We start from the raw sequence: 21309 nt of genomic DNA, 5'->3' as shown, positions 1-21309 counted from the left end.
TGGGCATGGCAGGTTTATTATTTAATCAATTCATGACGCGAACATTTCACGCAGATGGGAAATTGTGTGTTGCGCTGCAGCATTTTTTTGATATCGTGCCGTAAACCATCCGTTCAACGTATGGAGCTTCTGCATGAGGGACGTCGCCAAGTCGGCCAATGCGGGTTTTTCGCAGGCTGGCATTGATTTTCCACCCCCCATCGGCGGTCTGCTCAAACGCAGTTTCGATATCGTCGGTTCACTCGCCGGTCTGATTCTGCTCAGCCCGCTCTTCCTGATGGTCGCGCTGCTGGTCAAGCTTTCCGACCGCGGTCCGATCTTCTACGGCCACAAGCGAATCGGTCGCGGTGGACGGATCTTCGCCTGCCTCAAGTTCCGCACCATGGTTCAGGATGGCGAGAAGGTGCTCGCCGCGCATCTGGCCGCCAATCCGGACGCTGCCGCCGAATGGGCCGCGACGCGCAAGCTGAAGAACGACCCGCGCGTGACGCGTGTCGGCCAGGTGCTGCGGAAGCTCAGCCTCGACGAGCTGCCGCAGATCATCAACATCCTGCAGGGCGATATGAGCCTGGTCGGGCCGCGCCCGGTCGTGCGCGATGAGCTCGAGATCTATGGCAGCGCCGCCGTCTATTATCTGAAGTCGCGCCCCGGTCTCACCGGGCTGTGGCAGGTGAGCGGACGCAACGACGTGTCCTACGACACGCGCGTCGCTTTCGATCGCCACTATGTCGAGAACTGGTCGATGGTCGAGGACATTCGCATCATCGTAAAAACCGTGCCTGCCGTGTGGATGTCGCGCGGCAGCTATTGACCGACGGGCCTGCCCCGCCGAACTCGGGGCAGGCGTCCGGCAGTGATCTCATCGGGCGGATGGGGCCAACGCGAATCGGAAACGCTCTTTGAAAAAACACCCCTTCGGACTTCTTTCCAAGGCGCCCAGCCGCTTGGCGGCCGTGGCGCTTGCGATGTGTCTTGCGACGCCGCAGATGGCGGCGGCTGAAGACTATCGTCTCGGCCCCCAGGACAAGCTCAACATCCGCGTCGCCGAGTGGCAGACTGTCGACGGCACGTTCCGCGACTGGTCGGCCATCAATGGCGACTATTCGGTCGGCCCCGCCGGCACGCTCTCGGTGCCGTTCGTCGGCGAGATGCAGGCGGCCGGCAAGACAACCTCGGAGATCGCGGCGGCGATCGGGCTTGCGCTGCAGCGCAAGCTGGCGCTGCCCGACAAACCCGAAGCGTCGGTCGAAATGGCGCAGTTCCGGCCATTCTACATTTCGGGCGAAGTGCAGAACCCCGGTCAGTTTCCCTATGTGCCCGACCTGACGGTGCTGAAAGCAGTCAGCATCGCCGGCGGCATCCGGCGCAGCGCCGACTTCGGCCCTCAGCTCGGCAAGGACCTCGTCACCGCCAAGGGCAGCTTCGATATCTATGACGACCAGCGGCTGCGGCTGATCATCAAGCGCGCCCGCATCGATGCCGAGCTCGCCGGCAAAGAGAGCTTCGAGGTGCCGAAAGAGGTGGAGAGCGACCCGCGCGTGCAGGCGATTGCCTCTGACGAAATGCAGATTCTCACGGCCGACCAGAAGGCGCTGAAGCTGAAGCTGGACGCGCTCGATGACTTGAAAGGCGTTCTGCAGGGCGAAATCGAATCGCTGCAGAAGAAGATCGGCAACCAGCAGCAGCAGGTGGACCTGGCGCAGCAGCAGCTCACCAGCATCGGTCCGCTGGCGCAGAAGGGCCTGGTCGCCAACGCCCGGCTGCTCGATTCGAAACAGTCCGTGGCCGATCTGCAGGGCAAGATCCTGGACTATGAAACGGCTATCCTCACCGCCAAGCAGTCGATCAGCAAGGCCGAGCAGGACGCCATCGACGCCCGCAATACGCTCAACTCCAACCTGGCCGCCAGCCGGCAGCAAACCGAAGCGGATCTCAACGAAGCGACGCTGAGGACAGCGATGCAGAAAGGCCTGATCGCCCAGGCGTCGGATCCCGCGACGATGGCTTCCATCACCGGCAGTGAGGAACCGACCCTGCTCTACTCGCTGCTGCGCGTTGCCGACGGCAAAACCAGCGAGGTCCAGGCCAAGGAAGACACGCCGGTGCTGCCGGGCGACGTGATCAAGGTCAAGCTGGCGCCGACGGCCAGCCAATAGCGCCGCCCGCACAGGCCTTGCTGAGCAGAGCCTGTGTCACGGGAGGCGGGAGGAACATGTCAGGCTCGTTCGCGCCAAGGTGCGGGCGGGCGATCTGTTTGGACCGCTTGAAGGCATAGAATGCAGCCCGCCGCTCCGCGTCACGTCTACCTCACCCTCGACGCCATTCGCGGCGTGGCGGCGATCAGCGTGATGCTCTATCACTTCTCGCCGTTCCTGGCCGACGGCAAGGTGCTGCCGTCGAGCTATCTCGCGGTCGACCTGTTCTTCCTGCTCAGCGGCTTCGTCATCGCCCACGCTTACGACCGCAAGATCGAGAACGGCATGGGTTTCGGCACATTCGTGGCCATCCGCCTGATCCGGCTTTATCCGCTCTATCTTGCCGGCACGCTGCTCGGCTTCTTCTACCTGCTGGTCAAGAACAGGCTGATGCCGGGCGAATACATGCCTCTATCCGAGATCGGCATGCAGTTGACGACCGGCATGTTCTTCATTCCGCTGGTCGGCGAGGCATACCATACGATCTTTCCGCTCAATCCCGCTTCGTGGTCGCTGTTCTTCGAGCTGATCGTCAACATCGCCTATGTCTCCGTCTTCTTCCTGCTGTCACGGCGCGTGCTGACGGCGCTGATCGTCGTCAGCCTCGTGCTGCTGATCGTCGCCTCGGTTATCGTCGGCACACTCGATTTCGGCATGACCGGCAAGACCATCATCAGCGGGCTGCCACGCGTGTCGTTCTCCTTCTTCCTCGGCGTGCTGCTCTGCCGGTCGATGGCGCGCTATCAGGATAGCCTCGGTTTCCTGCGGCGCGGCTGGTGGGTCGAGGCCGCGATCCTGCTCACGCTGATCGTCTTCGCCATCGCGCCCGCGGGCGCCGCCGGGCGCGTCGCCTATGACCTCGCCTCTGTCGCCATCGTCTTCCCGATCATGGTGGTGACCGGCGCGATGGCGCCGACCGCTCCGCGACTGGCGGGCTTCTATGGCTGGCTGGGGCGGATCTCCTACCCGATCTACATCATCCACACGCCGATGCTGATGATCATCGCCGGCGCCGGCAAGGCGGTGTCGGTCGACCCGTTCGCGCACCATCCCTGGTTCGGCATGTTGATGGCCGTCGCGGTCATCGTCATCGCCGACATCGCCACCCGCGTCTATGACGAACCGGTGCGCCGCTTCCTGCAGCGGCAGATGCAGCGCTCGCGGGTCGTGGCCTAAGGTCTGTCGATATTCAGCCGGCCTGCGAACGGCGACTTCCTCCGCTTCCGGCCTTCGCCGGCCGAAGCATTCACGAATGGCGTAGCAGCTAAATTAAGGCTACGGCCGGCGAAGGCCGGTGCTCACGTACTTCAAGAACGCTGCGCTCCGGTTCCCGGAAGCCACCTTTCTCGGCTCTGCCTGACCTCAATCTCAACAGACCTGGAGCGGTTCAGCGTTTTCCGAACGGAAGACTGCCCCACACATTTCCTTGGAATTTACTGCAGTGGGTCAGACCGGGGCCGGCATGTGGCCAGCGGCCGGCTTTTCATCCTGGACAGGAACGGCAACGCGCCGTCGCCGGGCGACCGGCATCGGGCTCAGCTTGAACAGGCCATAATAGACGATGAAGGACGCCATGAAGTAAGGGCCGAGGATCTCCACCTCGAAGAAGGAGCGGATCAGCATCAGCCCGACGGCGCCGGCGAGCACCACCGAATCGGCGTTCCAGGCGCCGAACAGCACCTTCGAAACGTGGCCGTAGAAAGCGCGCAGGATGATGAGCGCCAGCATGGTGACGCCGACGAAACCGATCTCGACCAGGGTCTCGATATAGGTGTTGTGGAAGTGGAAGCCGGTGCGGGTCGTGATGTAGAACTCCGCCCACAGCCGTTCCGGATCGGCAAAGCCCTGCACCCAGTAGGCGGCATAACCGTAGCCGAGCAGCGGGTGCAGCTGCGCCGCCTCCCAGCCTTGCTGCCAGAGATAGGTGCGGCCGGTCAGCGTCGAATCCTTGCCGAAGATGCCGAGCACGACGTCCAGCAGGCCGAGGTTCAGCGCGGCCACCACGCCGCCCACAAGGGCGCCGCCGCCGACCACGAACAGCACGCGGCGGTAGCGCCGCGACAGCACCCTGCTCATGGTGAGCAAGATGACGATGCCGAGCACCGCCGGCAGCGAGGCGACTGATGTCGCGGAGTGGGCGATCGCCAGCATGTATGCCGACATCAGGATGATCGGCGCGGTCCAGAAGAAGCTCAGCCAGTTGCGCCGGTAGAACATCAGGAAGACGACGGACAAAAAGATGCCGAGCGAGGAGAAGAAACCGACCTGGTTCTTGGAGGCGAAAGCGCCGACGAAGTTGAAGGTGCCGTCGATGATGTCGAGTGCGTAAGCGTTGACTTTCAGTGAATAGAGCAGGACGAAGAAGATGCCGATCAGCGAGCCCAGCACCAGCGTCCGCACGCTGATGGTGCGGGCCGCGACATAGGCACAGACGATGTGCGAGGCATATTGTACCGACGCACGCGCGCTTGTGCCGGCAGCCTGCGACCAGAAGACCGACAGGCAGACATAGGCTGCGAAGAGTATCGGCAGCCAGGCGTAGGAGAGCTTCCAGGTGAAGCGCCTGTAGTCGACGAAGAGCAGCGGCAGCCAGACCGCATAATAGGCAAGGATCGTGATCTGGCCGAAATTGGTCGAATAGGCGAAGGCAAAGATCGAAATCACCACGGCAAAGGCGCCATAGGCCTTGTTGACCTCAGGATCGAGCAGAATGGATTTCGGAATCTTCATGCCGGATTTTTCGTCCGTTGAGCCTTCGCTGCCGACGCAGGCCAATGCGCGGCCCGGCCAGGAACTATTGTGCACTGCAGCATAACCTATCGCCCTATCGCCGGCGGCTCAACCGGAAATCTTGTCACGGGCAAAGGAGCGAGCGGCCACCGGACGCTCTATGGCATGGCGAGAAGGCCGGAATGGGGCGGGAGCAGGGCTCGAGCCTGCCGCATACGGACATCGTCCTCGGTGTCGGCATAAGCGCCGGCTTCGGTCAGCGCCCTGGCGGGCGCGTTCCCTTCTGGGGTTGCGGCGAGGGGCGCGCCCTGCGCTCCTCGTCGCACGATCGGCCGCGGCGGGCCGGTTACTTCAGCTTGCCCTCGATCTCCTCGATCGCCGCCAGCGCGCATGCCTCGTCCAAATTGCCGCCGGGAGCGCCGCCGACGCCGACCGCGCCGATGGTCTCATTGCCGATCTTGACCGGCACGCCGCCGGCAAGAATCAGGAAATCATCAATGGCGGCAAGCTGGGCCGCGCCCGGATTGTCCTGGACATTCTTGGCCATGGCGCTGGTGGGCGTGCGCGCGGAGACCGCGGTATAGGCCTTGCGCCGCGCCGCGTCGGGCGTGTGGACGCCGGCGTTGTCCGCGCGCAGCAGCGCTCGCAGGACGCCGGCGCGGTCCACGACCGCCGCCGACACGTTGTAATTGTGCGCGGCGCACGCCTTGACAGCGCCCTGCGCAAGCTCGAGCGCAATGTCCATCGGCATGTTGCGTTCCTGAAGCACTTCCGCCGAAGCGCCGCTGCTCAGCAGCGCGACGAAGCAGGCAACGAGATGATGGCGTCTGATCATTGGAACTCCTTTGTTGGGTCTGGTGGCAAATTTGAAGTTGCCGACACCGGAGAAGACGGGCCGCGGCGGTGCTAGGCCGACGTGTTGTGGCAGCGCACCAGGGCGCCGCCCAAGGGGCGAACCTCGGGCGCCTGCGTTCGGCACAGGCTGGTGACGAGCGGACAGCGGGGATTGTAGCTGCAGCCGGGCGGCGGGTTGATCGGGCTCGGCAGGTCGATCGCCGCCGAGACGCGGTCGCGCTTCGGCTGGTCGAGATTGGGCACGGTGTCGAGGAGGAACCGCGTATAGGGATGTTTCGGCCGGTCGAATACCTCGTCGACCGCACCTTCCTCCACGATGCGTCCCAGATACATCACCGCGACGCGATCCGAGACGTGGCGCACCGCGGCCAGATTGTGGCTGATGAACAGGTAGGTAAGGCCGAGATCGCGCTGCAGATCCTTGAGCAGGTTGAGGATCTGCGCCTGCACGGAAACGTCGAGCGCCGAAGTCGGCTCGTCGCAGACGAGAAATTCCGGCTCCGCCGCCAGCGCGCGGGCAATCGAAATGCGCTGGCGCTGACCGCCGGAAAACGCATGCGGAAAACGGCTTGCGTCGCGGCCGGAAAGGCCAACCGTTTCCAGCAGGTCGCGCACGCGGCGCTCGGTCTCGATGCCGGGTTCCCGTAACCGCATCTGGCGGATGGGTTCGGCGATGATCGCACCCACGCGCCAGCGAGGGTTGAGGCTGGCGAAGGGGTCCTGGAAGATCATCTGGGTGCGAACCTTGCCGTCGCGCCCGTTCCCCGCCGCGAAGGACAGCGAACCCTGCGTCGGCCGGTAGAGCCCGACCACCAGCCGGGCCAGGGTCGATTTTCCGCAGCCGGACTCGCCGACGATCGACAGTGTGGAACCGCGCCGGATCGAGAAGGAGAGGCCGTCCACGGCCTTGAGCCTGACCACGGGTTTGCGCAGGACGGCGCGCTCGAACCAGGGCGGGGGGATGTCGAACCAGCAGGCGACGTTGTCGACGTCGAGCGCGGCCTGATCCACGGACAGATGTGTCATGCGGCCTCCACGGTCTTGGCGCTGGGCGCCTTCCAGCATGACGCCGCGCCGCGTCCGATCGCGGCCAGTGTCGGCTGAGCGCTGCGGCAGCGCGTATCGGCCAGGGCACAACGCGGGCTGAAGGCGCAGCCTTCGGGCATGGCATTGAGGCGCGGCATGGCGCCGTCGATCTGCGAGAGCCTGTCGCGGTGCCCGGCAATGCCCGGTATCGATCCGATCAGCCCTTGCGTGTAGGGATGTTTCGGCCGCCGGATGATGTCCTCAACCGGACCGACCTCGACGATGCGTCCGGCATACATCACCGCCACGCGGTCGGCGGTCTCGGCGATGACGCCCATGTCATGCGTGACGAGCATGACCGCCGTTCCGCGATCCCGGCATATGCGCTTCAAAAGTGCGGTGATCTGGGCTTGGATGGACACGTCGAGCGCGGTGGTCGGCTCGTCCGCTATGACCAGATCGGGCTCGCCGGCAAGTGCCAGCGCGATCACCACGCGCTGCCGCATTCCGCCCGAGAACTGATGCGGATATTGCTGGACGCGCAGTTCGGGAGAGGGAATGCCGACCTCGGCCAGGAGGTCGACGGCGCGCCTGACCGCCTGAGCCGACGAAAGCGGAAGATGGCGGCGGATCGTCTCGACGAGCTGATCGCCGATCGTGAGCAGCGGATTGAGCGAGGTCAGGGGATCCTGGAAGATCGCGCCGATCACCTTTCCACGCAGCGCCGCCATCGCTCTCCTGGACAGCGTATCGATACGCTTCTGCCCGACGAGGATCTGGCCGCCGGCGACACGGCCCGGCGGCTCGAGCAGGCCGATGACCGCGGCGCCGGTCAGGGACTTTCCGGCGCCCGATTCACCGACGATGCCGAGTATCTCGCCGCGCGCTATCGTCAGCGAAACGCCCCGGATGGCGGTCAGAACGCCGCGCCGCGTCGGGAACTCTACGACGAGGTCGCGGATATCCAGAACAGGTTCGGCCTGCGCGGCCTGATCCGGTGCGGGCTTGGGCGCCATGGGTCCGCTACTCCGTCGTGAACAGCGGGGCGCCGTCGCGGGCCACGACCTTGCCGCGCTTCATCACCAGCGGCCGCGGCCGCCGCGACACGACGGCTTCCGTGAGCGTTTCTCCGTCGATCAGCACGAGATCGGCCATGTCGCCTACCTTGACGCCGTAGCCTTCCAGACCGAGCACGGTAGCGCCGCCGGTGGTAACCACCTCGACGGCCCGCAGGATATCGTCGTCGCGATCGAGGTCGTTGCGCATGCCGAGGAACACGGCGCGCTCCAGCATGTTGGCATTCCCGTACGGTCCCCAGCAGTCGCGGATGCCGTCCGAACCGGAACAGACCGTCACGCCGGCGTCGAGCGTGCGGATCAAGGGCGGGCAGGCATAATCGGCCGGGCCGGTGGTCATGATGGCGATCCCGGTCTCCGCAAGCTGCTCCAGCAGCCTGCCGATCGCCAGATAGTCGTTGTGGCCGAGGCAGAAGGCGTGGCTGATGATCACCTTGCCGGCCATCGCGTGAGCCCGCGTCCGCTCGATGATGAGCCGCGTGGTGAAGATGCCGAGCTCACCAGGTTCGTGCAGGTGGATGTCGATCGGCTTGCCATGCTTTTCCGCCAGCGCGAAGACGACATCGAGATGACCCTTCGGATCGAGATCCATGGAGCACGGGTCGAGACCACCGACGACATCGGCGCCGAGGCTCAACGCTTCGTCCATCAGTTCCTTGGTGCCTTGCCGGATCAGCATTCCCGACTGCGGAAAGGCGACGATCTCGATGTCCACCACGTCGGCGTATTTCTCGCGCGTCGCCATGACGCCGTGCACGCCGGCAAGGCCATGCTCGGTGTCGACGTCGACATGGCTGCGGATGTGCGTGGTTCCATGGCCCACCGAAAGCGCCACCTGTCTTGCCGATTGCCGCGCCGGATCGAGACCGATCCGCTTCTTGGAATTGCGCTCGTTGGTAATCTTGGCGACCAGGTTGGACGGCACGCTGTTGCGGTTCCAGGGCATCCCGTAAAGGGTCTTGTCGAGATGCGTATGCGCTTCGACCAGCCCGGGAAGGAGGATCGCGCCGTTGCCGTCGATGGATTGGGCTTCCACCATCGCCGTCGCGGGGCCTGCCTCGGCGATGCGGCCTTCGCGGATGACGACATCGGTGGCGGATTCCCCCCAGGGGCGAACGTTTTTGAGGATGACGGTCTGGTCCATGATCGGTTCCTGATCAGTGAAGTTTGGGATTGAGCGCGTCGCGCAACCAGTCACCCAGCAGATTGACCGCGAGGATGATCAGGCTGAGCTGCAGCGCGGGAAACAGCACGACCCACCAGCTTCCCGAGAAGAAATACTGGTTGCCGATGCGGATCAGCGTGCCGAGCGAAGGCTGGGTCGCGGGCATGCCGACGCCGAGGAAGGACAGCGTGGCCTCGGCAAGGATGGCAAGGCCGAGGTTGAGGGTCGCGGTGACCAGGACCGGCGTCATGACGTTCGGCAGGATATGCGACAGCATGATGCGCGCCGAAGAGACCCGCAACACGCGCGCGGCAAGCACATATTCCTTCCTCGCCTCGACCATGGCCGAGGCCCGCACGAGGCGCGCATATTGCACCCATGACGTGATGGAGATCGATATGATCAGAATGGCCGGCGTGAAGGCGTCACGAAGCGATATCGGCAGCAGATGGCGGAAGATCGCGCTGACCAGGATCGCCACCAAAAGGGTCGGGATCGACAGCACGAGGTCGCCGACGCGCATGAGAAAATTGTCGATCCAGCCGCCGATATAACCGGCGATGAGGCCGACCAGAACGCCGATCGTGGCCGCCATGATGACGCCCGCGAAACCGATCATCAGCGAGATGCGCGAGCCGTAGAGGATCGCGGAGAAGATGTCGCGGCCCTGTACGTCGGTGCCGAGCAGGTACGGCGCCTCCCCGTCCGCCGTCCAGATCGGCGGCAGCTCGGCCTTGTCGAGGTAGAGCTGCGTCAGGTCGTAGGGGTTTTGCGGCGAGAGCAAGGGCGCGAGCGCGGCGGACATGGCGATGGCGACCAGCACCAGCGCCGAGATCAGGGCGACCGGCGAATGCAGGAAATCGTAGACGAGATCGCTGTCCAGAAACGTCTTCAATCTTGACGATCGCGCGGCGTCCGCCTTGCCGGCGGTCAGTTTCTCAGTGAGCACGCGCGCCTCCAGCCATGCCGTGGCGCAGGCGCGGATCGACCAGCACATAGATCAGGTCGACGATCGTGTTCAGCGTCACGAAGATAAACGAGACGATCATGAGGTAGGCCGCCATGACCGGGATATCGATGAAGGTCACCGCCTGGACGAACAGCAGGCCCATCCCGGGCCACTGGAAAACCGTCTCCGTGACCAGGGCGAAGGCAATGAGGTCGCCGATCATCATGCCGGTCATGGTGACGACAGGCATGAGACAGTTCTTCAATGCGTGATGGAAGTTGACGGCGCCGTCGGAAAGGCCGCGTGCCCTGGCGAACTTGATATAGTCCGTGCGCAGCACTTCCAGCATCTCGGCGGTGACGAGCCGGGTGATGAAGGAGATCTGAAACAATGCCAGCGAGATCGCCGGCATGATCAGCGCGATCCTGCCGGAGGGCGTCAGCAGGCCCGTGGACCAGCGGCCGATATGGACGACGTCGCCGCGCCCGAATGCGGGCAGCCAGTTCAACTCGACCGAGAAAATCAGGATGAGCACGATGCCGACGACGAAGGCCGGAACGGAAACGCCGACCATCGATATCAGCCGCGTTGCCCTGGCGGCGAGGCTTCGCGGATTGATGGCGGCGAGCACGCCAAGCGGTATTCCAATGCCCAGAGCCAGGACCGTCGCGACCATCACCAACTCGAAGGTTGCCGGGAACCGCTCCGCGATCAGCATTATGACGTCCTGCTGGTTGCGATAGGATACGCCGAAGTCGCCCTGCAGGGCACGCAGGACGAATGAAAAGAACTGCATGATCACCGGCTGGTCCAGGCCGAGCCGAATCCTGAGCGCCTCACGCTCGGCCGCGCTTGCCTGCTCGTTCAGCATGAGCTGGACCGGATCGCCGAGAAACTGGAAGATGACAAAGGCGACGAATGCCACCACCAGCATGACAAGGGCCGCGTTGCCCAGGCGCCTGATGACGATTGCGAGCATGTCTGGTTGTCTCCCGGATTAAGCCCGAAGGTTCCGGGGACCACCCCGGAACCTCGCTGCCCTATCCCGGCCGGAATCGTTCCCGACCGCGGATCGGCTCACTTCATCCTGGCCATCCACAAACGCGGCTTGTTGTCGGAAAGCTGCACCATGCTTTCCACCTTCGGGCCGGTCGCCCAGACCATCGGCTGCTGGTGCAACGGCATGAAAGCGAAGTCACTCTTGACCTTGAGCAAGGCCTCGCTCTGCAGCGCGAGCCGCTTGGTGCGATCGAGTTCCTGACCCGCCGCATCGATCAGGCCGTCGACTTCCGGGTAGCTCCACGAACCCCAGTTGAAGACGCCCGAGGTGCCGGTCTTTGAGTGGGCGACCTGAACGAGAATGGAGTAGCTGTCGATCATCGGCTCGTTGGCCCAGCCAAGAATGCCGACGTCGAACTTGCCGCTCTCGAACTTCGCGGTCTGGAGGCTGGTCGGCCCGACATCGAGGTCGGCCTTGAGGCCGACGCGCGCCCACATGGCCGTGGCGGCCTGACAGATCTCCTCCTCGTTCACGTAGCTGTCGTTGTCGCAGACCAGGGAGAATGAAAAGCCGTCCGGGTAGCCCGCCTCGGCAAGCAATTTCTTGGCGCCTTCAGGGTCATAGTTCGGGCGCTGGTCCATCGCTTCCGTGTAGCCCGGTATCGCCGGGGCGACCATGGAGCCCGTGGCTCTGGAAAGGCCGCGCATCACCTTCTTCTGGAGCGCGTCGAGGTCGAGCGCCTCATACATGGCCTGGCGAACCTTGACGTCGTTCAACGGGTTCTTGTCGGTCACGTCGGAGGCGACGAGCTTGTCCTTGCGGTTGAACAGGAAGAAGGCGGTGCGCAGCTCGTTGCTGGCGAGGATCTTGATATCCGGGGTCGCCTTCAGGCGCGGAATGTCCTGCAGGGCGCTTCGTTGGTGAAATCGATCTCGCCCGACAGGAGCGCGGCGACCCTGGTCGCCGACGAGGTGATCGGCGTGAAGACGATCTTGTCGATGTTGTGCCTGGGCTTGTCCCACCAGGTTTTGTTCGCCTCGAACACAGTTTCGGCGTCCGGGCGGCGGGAAACGACCTTGAACGGGCCGGTGCCGTTCGCATGCGTCGTCGCATAGCCTTCCACGCCCTTGCCGGCATCGGTCGGAGCCTCGGCATGGTTGGCAACCAGCCACTTCTTGTCGAGCATCACGATGTTGGTGAGATCGTTGAGCAGCAGCGGATAGTTCGGCGTCGTCGTGATTTCGACGGTGTAGTCGTCGATCTTCTTAGCGCCCTTGTAGGCCGGCAGATTGCCGCGCAGAGGCGAGGCCGGATCGCTGACGCGCGTCAACGAGGCGATCACATCATCGGCGCTGAAGGAATCGCCGTTGTGGAAGGTCACGCCTTTGCGCAGATGGAAGCGCCAAAGCGTCGGCGAGACCACTTCCCAGGACTCCGCCAGGGCCGGCGCGATCTGCAGTTTGTCGTCGTAGCGGACCAGGCCTTCATAGACGTGATTGAGCACTGAGATCGTGAAGGAGGATCCGTAGGAATACGGATCGAGCGAAAGGATGTCGCGCTGCGAGCCCCACCGCATCACGTTTTCGGCCGATGCTGAGACGGTGGCGGCGGCAAGCGCGGCGGCAGCGACCGAAAAACTGAGAAACTGATTCATCTTTTAACCTCTCCATTGTTGGCGAATACGGACCCCGATTTTCGGGCGCCGCTTGGGCTGCACATTTCTTGCGGTGGGATTGTTTTCCCGCGCATACTGTATTCACTTTTATGCTAATAGTGTATACTGTTTTACGATGCAAGTGAAAACATCTGCCCGTCACGGAACGGGCCAAAGCCGAGAGCGCCATGGTTGACACCCGCACACGCCAAACCGATAAATCAGCACGCCATGACCGATCAGAATTCATCGACCGAACGGAAGAGCCGCGCAGGCAACCTGGCGGATGGCGTCTATCAGGCGCTGCGGCGGGCAATTATCGAGCAGGCGCTTGCGCCCGGAACGAAGCTTCCCGAGGATTCCGTCGGAGAGAGCTTCGGCGTCAGCCGAACCGTGGTGCGAAGCGTGCTGGCGCGGCTAACGGTCGAGGGGCTGGTTTCACAGCGGCCCAACAAGCGGGCCGAGGTGGCATCGCCGAGCCTGGCGGAAGCGCGTGCGGTCTTTCAGGTGCGCCGCGGTCTCGAGCGCACGGTCATCGAGAGCCTCGCCGGACACCTCACTCCGGAGCAGGCCAGGGAGCTGAACGCGCATGTCGCCGCGGAGGAACGGGCCCAAGGCCGCGACGGCCCCGAATCGATAAGGCTGTCCGGCGACTTCCATACGCTGCTGGCCAGCATGACGGCCAACGAACTCCTGATACGCTACGTGCAGGAGGTGGCTTCCCGCTGCTCGCTGATCCTGGCGCTCTACGGCCGGCCGCACTCCTCCGAATGTGCGGTCAACGAGCATCAAGCGATCATCGATGCGCTGCTGCGCGGCGACGAGGCGACGGCGGTGAAACTGATGGACGAGCATTTGATGGCCGTCGCCACGCGAGGCCTGCTCGACCTGAAGCCGGCGCGCGAGCGCGACCTCAAGGAACTGCTGGCGGGCTACCGGGAACGCGCGGCCGCAAACTGAGACCCGCCCAACTTGTCGTTGGAAACAGGACGCAGTGGCTCCCGCCGCTGCTTCGCTGCGCGCCCGTCTGCCGCTCGAGCCGCCGTCTTCCCCTCGATTTGCGAGCCCTCTCATGACTGACAAGACAAGTTTCGACTTCACGCGCCTGAGCGAGCGCGAGAAATACAAGCTGCTGATCGGGACGGTGGTCCCTCGGCCGATCGCGCTCGTGACGACAGTCGACCAAGAGGGCCGGGCAAACGCCGCGCCGATCAGCTTCTTCAACTGCCTTTCGGCCGAGCCCGCGGTGCTCGCGCTCGGCGTCGAGAACCACGACGACCTTTCCTTCAAGGACACGGCCAGGAACATCCGCGCGACCGGCGTGTTCACGATCAACATCGTGTCGAGGGCAATCCTCGAGGCGATGAATGTGTGCGCGGTGCCATTCGCCCCGGACGTCGACGAGCTCAAGGAAGCCGGGCTCACCGCCCTGCCCGGCTCCATGATAAGAGCACCCTATATCGCGCAGTCGCCCGCGGCCTTCGAGTGCCGCAGCTACCTTACGCTCGGCATCGGCAACTCGCGCGAGATCATCCTCGGCGAGGTGCTCGCGGCTCACATCCGTTCGGACATCGTGAACCCTCGCCTCCATGTTGACCCTGCCGGTCTCGATGCCATCGGCCGCATGGGCGGCCACGGCTATTCGCTGACCAGCGAGACTTTCGACCTCCCGACGATGAGCATCGAGCAATGGGAAGAGCGCAAGCGGGCCATGGAGTTGAGGACGCAACATGCATAACGCAGGCAAACGGACACTCATGACCGCCGCGTGGGTTGTGGGGCATGAAGCCGGCGAGCACGTCCTCATGCCGCGGGGCGAGGTGGTCTACCAGGACGGAGAGATCCTCCATGTCGGCCATGGATTTCCCGGCGATGTCGACGAGCGCATCGACTGCGGACAGGCTTTGATCGCCCCGGGCTTCATCGACCTCGATGCCTTGTCCGATCTCGACACCACGATCCTGTCCTTCGACAACCATCCGGCATGGCGCAAAGGGCGGGTATGGCCGAAGTCCTACATGGATGCCGGTCCTTACGAGATGTATTCGCTCGAGGAACTGGTCTTTCAAAAACGCCATGCTTTTGGCCAGCTCATCCGGAACGGCGTCACCACAGCGCTTCCGATCGCCTCGCTCTACTATCGGGAATGGGGTGAGACGGTCGAGGAATTCGAAGGAGCCGCGGACGCGGCGGCGGAGCTTGGCCTGCGCGTCTATCTCGGCCCCGCCTACCGAACCGGCAATCCCCATGTCTTGCCGGATGGCGGCATCGAGCTGTTCTTCGACGAGCAGCGCGGCCTCAAAGGGCTGGAGGACGCGATCGCCTTCTGCGGCCGGATGGAGGGACGGCATGGCGGGCTGGTCCGGACCATGCTTGCGCCGGACCGGATCGAGACGTGCACGGCTGAGCTGCTGCGCCGCACCAGCTCGGCCGGCCGCGAGCTTGGCGTTCCAGTGCGGCTGCATTGCTCGCAAGGCGAGTTCGAGCGTCAGACCGTCGGTCGCCTTCACGGCATGAGTTCCGTCGAATGGCTGGAAAGCCTCGACTTCCTGACCGACAGGACCCTGTTGCCGCACGGCACGCATGTCAGCCCGTCGCGCTTCGCGCCGGGACCGGGGCGGGATCTCGAGATCGTCGCGGAGAGAGGCGCGGTCATCGTGCATTGCCCGCTTGTCGCTGCCCGCTTCGGCAAAGGGCTGGAGAGCTTCGCGTCATATCGCGCGCGCGGCATCCGCATGGGGCTTGGCACCGACACCTCGCCGCCGGACATGCTGCTCAACATGCAGATCGGCCTGATGGTCTGCCGCATCGCCGAAGGCCGGGCCGATGTCTGCCGCGCCGAAGACTATTTCGACGCCGCCACGCTGGGCGGAGCGGATGCGCTGGGGCGGGCCGATCTCGGGAGGCTCGCTCCCAGCTGTCGGGCCGATCTGGTGGTCTGGGACCTTGCCGGCCCGGACCTCGGCCAGGTCATCGATCCCATCCAGACACTGATGATCTCGGCATCGGGGCGCGACGCGAGAACGGTGGTGATCGACGGCCGCACGGTGATGCGCGAGCGGCAAATTCCGGGGATCGACCCTGTCGCCGACGCGGTGCGCGCGCAGCGCCAATTCGAGGGGCTGATGCAGAAATATCCGCAGCGCACCTTCGGCCATCCTCCGGCAAGCGAGATATTTTCGTCAGCGTACCGGATTGTCGAAAGGACATCCGACTGAGACGGCCCACCGAAGGAACGCGAACATATCGCTCTAAGTGGCTGCCGTCCGCTGCTTTACCGCTGCCTGGATGAGCCGGTCGGCAAGGATCGCGAGGAAGGCGATCGACAGGCCGGCGATCAGGCCCATGCCGGCATCGGCCTTGCCAAGCGCGACATAGACCGCCTGCCCGAGATCGCGAGTGCCGACAAGAGCTGCGATCGCCAACATCGAGAGCGCCGCCATGATGGTCTGGTTGAGGCCCAGCATGACGACCGGCAGCGCCAGCGGCAGCTTGGCTTGCAGCAGCGTCTGCATCGGCGTCGCGCCCATTTGCTCGACCGCCTCGACCACGTCGGCGCGCACATGCCGCAGCCCATGCTCGACATAGCGGATCGGCGGCACGATGGCGTAGAGCATGATGGCGATCAAGGCGGTGAACTCACCGACCTTGAAGAACATCAGCGCCGGGATGAGGAAGACGAATTGCGGCATGGTCTGCAGCGCGTCGCAGATCGGCTTCAGGATGCGCGAGACGCGGTCGCTATGCGCCGCCCATATCCCCAGCGCGCCGCCGACAAGCAGGCAGAGCAGCACCGCCAGCGTGCAGAGATAAAGCGACTGCACGAGTTGCGGCCATAGCCCGTTGACCAGGATCAGCGCGAAACCGGCAAGCGCGAAAAGACCGAGCCGAAAGCCCGCGACCTGTCCCGCAAGCAGCGCGACGGCGAGGATGAAGACGGGCCAGGGAAGACCGAGGAACCCGGTGTAGAGGATGAGGCCCGCAGCCAGCACCGCCAGGGCCGCCCGCCAGCCGAGGCCGCGCAGCACCAACCCGGCCGCAGCGAGGGCGAGAGCGAAATAGGCGGCTGCCGCCGCCGGTGGCAGCGCGAAGCCCCAGATGACCGGCGTGGCGGAGCCCGAAATGCCGACCCGCAGCGGCAGAAGTAGGCAATAGAGGACCGCGTTGCGGACACCGTCGAAGAACCAGGCATAGTCGCGCACGACCCCAAGCAGCCACTGGTTGACGGCGCCCATCTCCATACGCAGCCCGGTTTCCGGCAAAAACGCTCCATCCGGCGCGACGAGGCGGATGACGACCGCGAGGCCCAGAGCGAACAGCAGCGATAGGATGAGCCGACGCGACGTCATCCACCGCATTGCGTGCGTCGGCCCGGCCTCCGGCTCCCTGGCAAAACCGATGGTCAGGCGGTCGATGAGGATGGCAAGCAGCGCGATGACCAGGCCGGAGAGGATGCTCTGGCCGAACTCGGCCTTGCGCATCGAGGACAGCACCTCCCAGCCGATGTCCTCGAAGCCGCCGATGATGGCGGCGACGATGACCATCGACAACGCCGCCATGGTCGTCTGGTTGAAGCCGACGAGAAGCTGCGGCAGAGCGGTCGGCACCTCGACCTGCCAGAATTGCTGGCGACGGGTGCAGCCGCTCATCAGCCCGGCCTCGCTGATGGCGTCCGGCACGCGGTCGAGGCCGAGCATCGTGTTGCGCACCATCGGCGGCGTCGCATAGATGGCGCTGGCGATCAGCCCGACCACCGGCCCGAAGCCGAACAGAAGCAAGAGCGGTATGAGATAGGCGAAGGCCGGCACGGTCTGCATCAGGTCGAGCGCGCCGAGCAGGATCGGGCGCAGGCGCGGGCGAGCATGGCCGAGGGCGCCGAGGACGAAGCCGAGAACGGTCGAGATTGGCACAGCCAACAGCACGAGCGCCAGCGTGTTCATGCTCTGCGGCCAGTAGCCGGCGAACAGAATGTAGGCGAGCGCGAGCACCGCGAAGATCGCCAACCGGCCACCGCTCGATGCCACGGCAAGCGCCGCCACCGCAATCATCAACGCCGGCCAGGGCAGCCAGGCGAGCACCAGCCGCGCGCCGCGCATCGGCGCGTCGAGCATGGCCGACAGCGCCCGGAACGCCGGCTGGACGACGGCGACGACGGCGTCGGTCACGGCGTTGACTTGAGCGGCCAGCGGCAGTGTCCATGCCTTGGGAAAATTGACCAGCCAGGGAAAGTCCGTTTTCAAGAACAGGCAAAGTGCCGTCAGCACGGCGAGAGCGCACCAGGGAAGGAGGGCCGGATCCACTGCGAACCTCGATGAGGAGCGCAATGTCGCGGCCGGCGCCGTCATGACCGCGTGCCCCTCGCCTGCTCGCGCTCCAGCACGGCAAGCACCGCGCCTGCGTCGAGCACCATCGGCGGGCTGTCGCCGGCGCCGGTCACGGTGAAGGCGGTGACGCCTGAGGCCAGCTTCGGGATCAGCGCTTCGAGGCTAGTATCGGCGGCGATGGTCTTTTCAGGCAGCGCTACTCCGTTGGCGGGCGTCGCGACATCGCCCGCCGTGATGACGCGCAGCAGCGGCATGTCCTCGGTGAACTGCGCGACATAGTCGTCGGCGGGATTGAGCACGATGTCGGCCGGGCGACCGATCTGGACGATCTTGCCGGCGCGCATGATCGCCAGCCGGTCGGCCAGGCGGAAGGCTTCGGCGATGTCGTGGGTGATGAAGATGATCGTCTTCTTCAGCATGCGCTGCAGGCGCAGGAACTCGTCCTGCATCTGGCGGCGGATCAGCGGGTCGAGCGCCGAGAACGGCTCGTCGAGGAACCAGAGCTCCGGCCCGACGGCGAGCGAGCGGGCGATGCCTACGCGCTGCTGCTGGCCCCCGGAAAGCTGATGCGGGAACGCGGCTTCGCGGCCCTCGAGCCCGACCAGCGCCACCATCTCGCGGGCGCGGGCTTCGCGGTCCTTCGCCGGCTTCCCCTGGATCTTCAGCGGGAAAGCGACATTGTCGAGTACGCTCAAATGCGGCAGCAGGCCGAAATTCTGGAACACCATGCCCATGGCGTGGCGGCGCAGCTCGATGAGCTCCCTGCCGCTGGCCTGGAGCAGGTTCTTGCCGTCGAGCAGGACTTCGCCGGCGCTCGGCTCGACCAGGCGCGACAGGCAGCGGACCAGCGTCGACTTGCCGGAACCGGAGAGACCCATGATGACGAAGATCTCGCCGGTCGCCACCTCGAAGCTGGCATCGACCACGGCAGGCAGATGCGCTTCGGCGCGCAGCCGCTCGGCCAGCGCATCGGGATCGATCACATAGCCGCGTGAGTCGAAGTAGTAGCCGGGACGCCGGCCGTAGACCTTCCAGACGTTGCGGCAGGCAAGCTTTATCGGGCGCGCGGCGGCGTTCATCGGTGACTGCCCTGGCCTTGCCCGGTCCCGCGTATCACGGGAGCCAGGCGTTGATTGCCTTCAGCCCTTGCCAGGCACATCGGCGGATTATCCCTTGGCGGCATCGACCCAAGGTTTCCACACCGTCTCGTTCTTGTCGATCCATTCCTTGACGACGGCGTCGAGGTCCTTGCCCTGCTTGTCGACGGCCAGCATCATCTTCTCCTGCTCGCCGGCGTCCACCTTGAAGGCTTTTAGGAAGGCGTAAGCCACCGGCCATTTGGCGCCGAAGCCCGACCAGACGATCTTGTCGACGTCAGGCGGCGTGATGCAGTGCTCGTTGGTTTGCTCCTTGCAGGGCGGCATGGTGACCCAGCCGACGTCGTTTTCGGCAAGCGCATAATGCGGCCCCCAGAACATCATTACCAGCGGCTTCTTGGCGGCCTCCGCGGCCTCGAGCTCGGCCACCAGCGCGCCTTCCGAACCGGCGGGCACGGCGGTGTATTGCATGGAATTGTCGGCAATGATCGTTGCTGCTCGCGAGCCCCAGTCGGCGGGGTAGTCGAGGAAGCGCGCATTGGGCGCAGTCTCCGGCGTCGACAGCGCCTGGATGCATTCCGGTTTGTTGAGCGCCGTCCAATCGGGCAGGCCGGGGCAGACCTTCTCCATGTATTTCGGATAGATCCAGCCTTCACGCGTCTTCAGATCGAGCTTGCCGATATCCTCGATCTGCTTGGCGGCAAGCGTCTTAGGATAGATGTCGCCGACATTGTTCATCCACACCTCGACCGAGGCGCTGAGCGAGCCGTCGGCGAGACCGGAAAACTGCGGGAAGTTGCCCGCGGTCACATATTCGACCTTGTAGCCGAGCTTTTGCAGAAGCTGCCCGGCGATGTGGGTGGAGACGTGGGCGCCCGTCCATTCGAGCATTGCGAGCTTGATTGGCTCGTCCTTGGCGCCGAGGTCGGCGCTCAGGCCAGGCGTCGTGGCGGCAAGCGCCAGCGCCAGCCCAATTCCGGCATTTCTCAGTCTGTTCTTTGCGTTCGGCATGATGGTTTCCCCTATCTGGATGTTATGGTTTGAGCTGAATTCCATCTTGGATAGCGAGGCTTCCGCAAGCCTCCTGCGCGCCACTCCCCTGGCCGCAGGACACAATCGATCACTCGGTGAAGCTTATGACGTACCTCCCTTTCGATCGGCCCTGTTCGAGGGAGACAAGCGCGTCCGACACGTCATCGAGCCCGATGACCTCGACGGTCGTTTCAAGCGACTGCTCCGCGTGCATGGCGACCAGTTCGCGCATTTCCTGTCTGGTGCCGACGCTGGTGCCGGTGATGACGACGCCGGTGGCCGTCAGCCATTCCTGGATCAGAGGTACCGGCTGGAAGACCATGGCGGCCGCGATGATCCTGCCCCGAGGGCGGATGCCCGCGAGCATGGCGTCCCAGGTCGCGGTGGTCGGCGCGAAGTTGATGCAGGCGTGATATTTTTCACCCTTGGCGGCAAGGCGCGAAGGCAGGCCGGCATCGGCGATTTCGGTTTCCGCCGCACCGTAGCGGCTGGCGATCTCCAGCTTCGCCGGATCGCGATCGACCGCCAGCACCCTGACGCCGAGCCGGCTGGCGATCTGCACCGCATAGAGGCCGAGGCCGCCGCAGCCGAAGATGACGGCGCTCTCGCCTGCCCTCAGTCCAGCCCGCTTCACCGCACCATAGGCGGTGATGCCGGCGCACATCACCGGTGCGGTGGTCACCGGGTCGATGGTGTCCGGCAACGCTACCGCGAACCTGGCGTCGCAAACGACATATTCGGCAAAGGCGCCGGGCACGTTCAGACCGTGCGCCCGATGGTGCTGGCAGAAGGACTCGTAGCCATCCAGGCATTCGTCGCAACGGCAACAGGTGTCGTGGATCCACGGCACGCCGGCACAATCGCCCAGCGCCCAGCCGCTGACGCCGTCGCCGATCGCCTCGACGCGGCCGATGCCCTCATGGCCCATGACGAAGGGTGATGGCGCATGCGGCGGAACGCTCTCGCCGCGCCAGATGTGCACGTCGGTGTGGCAGACGCCGCAGGCCTGCAGCCGCACCAATATCTGACCGGGGCCGGCGACGGGACGCGGCACGCTGGTGACGTCCAGCGGCTCGCCATAGCCGCCAAGGACCGCGGCCCGCATCGTTTGTGTATGCAACGTCATCAAAACTCCGTCCGGCCCTCGCACGCTTCCGCTGCTAGGCCCGATACCGACGCCGCCTCGGGCATCGGGTTCCAGCTTGC

General features: G+C 64.6%; 17 protein-coding genes and 1 pseudogene. 6 read left to right on the top strand and 12 right to left on the bottom strand.

What is annotated here, in order from left to right:
• The first annotated feature begins 133 nt into the window (after window positions 1-133).
• From RFN30_RS26180 to RFN30_RS26170, 3 genes are all read left to right on the top strand, one after another.
• The gene (locus tag RFN30_RS26180) at window positions 134-811 is read left to right on the top strand and encodes a sugar transferase (protein ID WP_320264966.1); all 678 of its coding nucleotides are present in this window, start codon (window positions 134-136) and stop codon (window positions 809-811) included.
• A gap of 154 nt (window positions 812-965) precedes the next feature.
• On the top strand, window positions 966-2156 hold the full coding sequence (locus RFN30_RS26175; RefSeq protein WP_320264991.1) for a polysaccharide biosynthesis/export family protein: 1191 nt from the start codon (window positions 966-968) through the stop codon (window positions 2154-2156).
• A 120-nt stretch (window positions 2157-2276) separates the two neighbouring features.
• On the top strand, window positions 2277-3371 hold the full coding sequence (locus RFN30_RS26170) for an acyltransferase family protein (RefSeq protein ID WP_320264965.1): 1095 nt from the start codon (window positions 2277-2279) through the stop codon (window positions 3369-3371).
• A 270-nt stretch (window positions 3372-3641) separates the two neighbouring features.
• On the opposite strand, the gene RFN30_RS26165 is transcribed toward RFN30_RS26170, so the two are convergent.
• From RFN30_RS26165 to RFN30_RS26130, 8 genes and pseudogenes are all read right to left on the bottom strand, one after another.
• Entirely contained in the window at window positions 3642-4925 is a 1284-nt protein-coding gene (locus RFN30_RS26165; RefSeq protein WP_320264964.1) for an O-antigen ligase family protein, read from the bottom strand.
• A 346-nt stretch (window positions 4926-5271) separates the two neighbouring features.
• Entirely contained in the window at window positions 5272-5760 is a 489-nt protein-coding gene (locus tag RFN30_RS26160; protein ID WP_320264963.1) for a GlcG/HbpS family heme-binding protein, read from the bottom strand.
• A 71-nt stretch (window positions 5761-5831) separates the two neighbouring features.
• The gene (locus RFN30_RS26155; protein ID WP_320264962.1) at window positions 5832-6806 is read right to left on the bottom strand and encodes an ABC transporter ATP-binding protein; all 975 of its coding nucleotides are present in this window, start codon (window positions 6804-6806) and stop codon (window positions 5832-5834) included.
• Window positions 6803-7822: an ABC transporter ATP-binding protein gene (locus tag RFN30_RS26150; RefSeq protein ID WP_320264961.1), complete on the bottom strand. Its 1020-nt coding sequence runs from the start codon at window positions 7820-7822 to the stop codon at window positions 6803-6805. Before RFN30_RS26150 ends, RFN30_RS26155 begins: the two co-directional genes overlap by 4 nt.
• Window positions 7823-7829: 7 nt before the next feature.
• Complete coding sequence (locus tag RFN30_RS26145) at window positions 7830-9026, bottom strand: amidohydrolase family protein (protein WP_320264960.1); 1197 nt, start codon at window positions 9024-9026, stop codon at window positions 7830-7832.
• Window positions 9027-9039: 13 nt separating this feature from the next.
• Window positions 9040-9996: an ABC transporter permease gene (locus RFN30_RS26140; protein WP_430699084.1), complete on the bottom strand. Its 957-nt coding sequence runs from the start codon at window positions 9994-9996 to the stop codon at window positions 9040-9042.
• Window positions 9986-10975 (bottom strand): ABC transporter permease, encoded by a 990-nt coding sequence (locus RFN30_RS26135; RefSeq protein ID WP_320264959.1) that lies wholly within the window; start codon window positions 10973-10975, stop codon window positions 9986-9988. The genes RFN30_RS26140 and RFN30_RS26135 overlap by 11 nt, the downstream gene beginning before the upstream one ends.
• A gap of 98 nt (window positions 10976-11073) precedes the next feature.
• Window positions 11074-12650 (bottom strand): annotated as a pseudogene (locus tag RFN30_RS26130) (ABC transporter substrate-binding protein).
• Window positions 12651-12881: 231 nt separating this feature from the next.
• On the opposite strand from RFN30_RS26130, the gene RFN30_RS26125 reads away from it, so the two are divergent.
• The 3 genes from RFN30_RS26125 (at window position 12882) to RFN30_RS26115 (ending at window position 15868) form a co-directional block, all read left to right on the top strand.
• Entirely contained in the window at window positions 12882-13610 is a 729-nt protein-coding gene (locus RFN30_RS26125) for a GntR family transcriptional regulator (RefSeq protein WP_320264958.1), read from the top strand.
• A 112-nt stretch (window positions 13611-13722) separates the two neighbouring features.
• A complete protein-coding gene (locus RFN30_RS26120) occupies window positions 13723-14388 on the top strand; it encodes a flavin reductase family protein (RefSeq protein WP_320264957.1) in 666 nt (221 codons plus the stop codon).
• A gap of 19 nt (window positions 14389-14407) precedes the next feature.
• Window positions 14408-15868: an amidohydrolase family protein gene (locus RFN30_RS26115; RefSeq protein ID WP_320264956.1), complete on the top strand. Its 1461-nt coding sequence runs from the start codon at window positions 14408-14410 to the stop codon at window positions 15866-15868.
• 33 nt (window positions 15869-15901) lie between these two features.
• Here the strand turns inward: RFN30_RS26115 and RFN30_RS26110 are convergent, their stop codons facing one another.
• The 4 genes from RFN30_RS26110 to RFN30_RS26095 form a co-directional block, all read right to left on the bottom strand.
• Complete coding sequence (locus tag RFN30_RS26110) at window positions 15902-17950, bottom strand: ABC transporter permease (protein ID WP_320264955.1); 2049 nt, start codon at window positions 17948-17950, stop codon at window positions 15902-15904.
• Window positions 17951-17991: 41 nt separating this feature from the next.
• Window positions 17992-19053 carry a quaternary amine ABC transporter ATP-binding protein gene (locus RFN30_RS26105; RefSeq protein WP_320264954.1) on the bottom strand — a complete coding sequence of 354 codons (1062 nt, stop codon included), beginning with the start codon at window positions 19051-19053 and terminating at the stop codon, window positions 17992-17994.
• 87 nt (window positions 19054-19140) lie between these two features.
• A complete protein-coding gene (locus RFN30_RS26100; RefSeq protein ID WP_320264953.1) occupies window positions 19141-20082 on the bottom strand; it encodes an ABC transporter substrate-binding protein in 942 nt (313 codons plus the stop codon).
• A gap of 109 nt (window positions 20083-20191) precedes the next feature.
• Window positions 20192-21229 (bottom strand): alcohol dehydrogenase catalytic domain-containing protein, encoded by a 1038-nt coding sequence (locus RFN30_RS26095; protein WP_320264952.1) that lies wholly within the window; start codon window positions 21227-21229, stop codon window positions 20192-20194.
• Window positions 21230-21309: the final 80 nt, after the last annotated feature.

The sequence above is a fragment of the Mesorhizobium dulcispinae genome, assembly GCF_033977345.1.
GTDB classification, from domain to species: domain Bacteria; phylum Pseudomonadota; class Alphaproteobacteria; order Rhizobiales; family Rhizobiaceae; genus Mesorhizobium; species Mesorhizobium dulcispinae.
Note: the sequence above shows the minus strand (reverse complement) of the source record. Positions and strands in the feature narration are given on the sequence as shown.

Bases quoted from the DNA above. Each gene is read 5' to 3' on its own strand.
- RFN30_RS26145 (WP_320264960.1), bottom strand. From the start codon at position 9,026: ATGGACCAGACCGTCATCCTCAAAAACGTTCGCCCCTGGGGGGAATCC.
- RFN30_RS26115 (WP_320264956.1), top strand. From the start codon at position 14,408: ATGACCGCCGCGTGGGTTGTGGGGCATGAAGCCGGCGAGCACGTCCTC.
- RFN30_RS26180 (WP_320264966.1), top strand. From the start codon at position 134: ATGAGGGACGTCGCCAAGTCGGCCAATGCGGGTTTTTCGCAGGCTGGC.
- RFN30_RS26120 (WP_320264957.1), top strand. From the start codon at position 13,723: ATGACTGACAAGACAAGTTTCGACTTCACGCGCCTGAGCGAGCGCGAG.
- RFN30_RS26175 (WP_320264991.1), top strand. From the start codon at position 966: ATGTGTCTTGCGACGCCGCAGATGGCGGCGGCTGAAGACTATCGTCTC.
- RFN30_RS26150 (WP_320264961.1), bottom strand. From the start codon at position 7,822: ATGGCGCCCAAGCCCGCACCGGATCAGGCCGCGCAGGCCGAACCTGTT.
- RFN30_RS26125 (WP_320264958.1), top strand. From the start codon at position 12,882: ATGACCGATCAGAATTCATCGACCGAACGGAAGAGCCGCGCAGGCAAC.
- RFN30_RS26100 (WP_320264953.1), bottom strand. From the start codon at position 20,082: ATGCCGAACGCAAAGAACAGACTGAGAAATGCCGGAATTGGGCTGGCG.
- RFN30_RS26135 (WP_320264959.1), bottom strand. From the start codon at position 10,975: ATGCTCGCAATCGTCATCAGGCGCCTGGGCAACGCGGCCCTTGTCATG.
- RFN30_RS26170 (WP_320264965.1), top strand. From the start codon at position 2,277: ATGCAGCCCGCCGCTCCGCGTCACGTCTACCTCACCCTCGACGCCATT.
- RFN30_RS26155 (WP_320264962.1), bottom strand. From the start codon at position 6,806: ATGACACATCTGTCCGTGGATCAGGCCGCGCTCGACGTCGACAACGTC.
- RFN30_RS26165 (WP_320264964.1), bottom strand. From the start codon at position 4,925: ATGAAGATTCCGAAATCCATTCTGCTCGATCCTGAGGTCAACAAGGCC.
- RFN30_RS26095 (WP_320264952.1), bottom strand. From the start codon at position 21,229: ATGACGTTGCATACACAAACGATGCGGGCCGCGGTCCTTGGCGGCTAT.
- RFN30_RS26105 (WP_320264954.1), bottom strand. From the start codon at position 19,053: ATGAACGCCGCCGCGCGCCCGATAAAGCTTGCCTGCCGCAACGTCTGG.
- RFN30_RS26160 (WP_320264963.1), bottom strand. From the start codon at position 5,760: ATGATCAGACGCCATCATCTCGTTGCCTGCTTCGTCGCGCTGCTGAGC.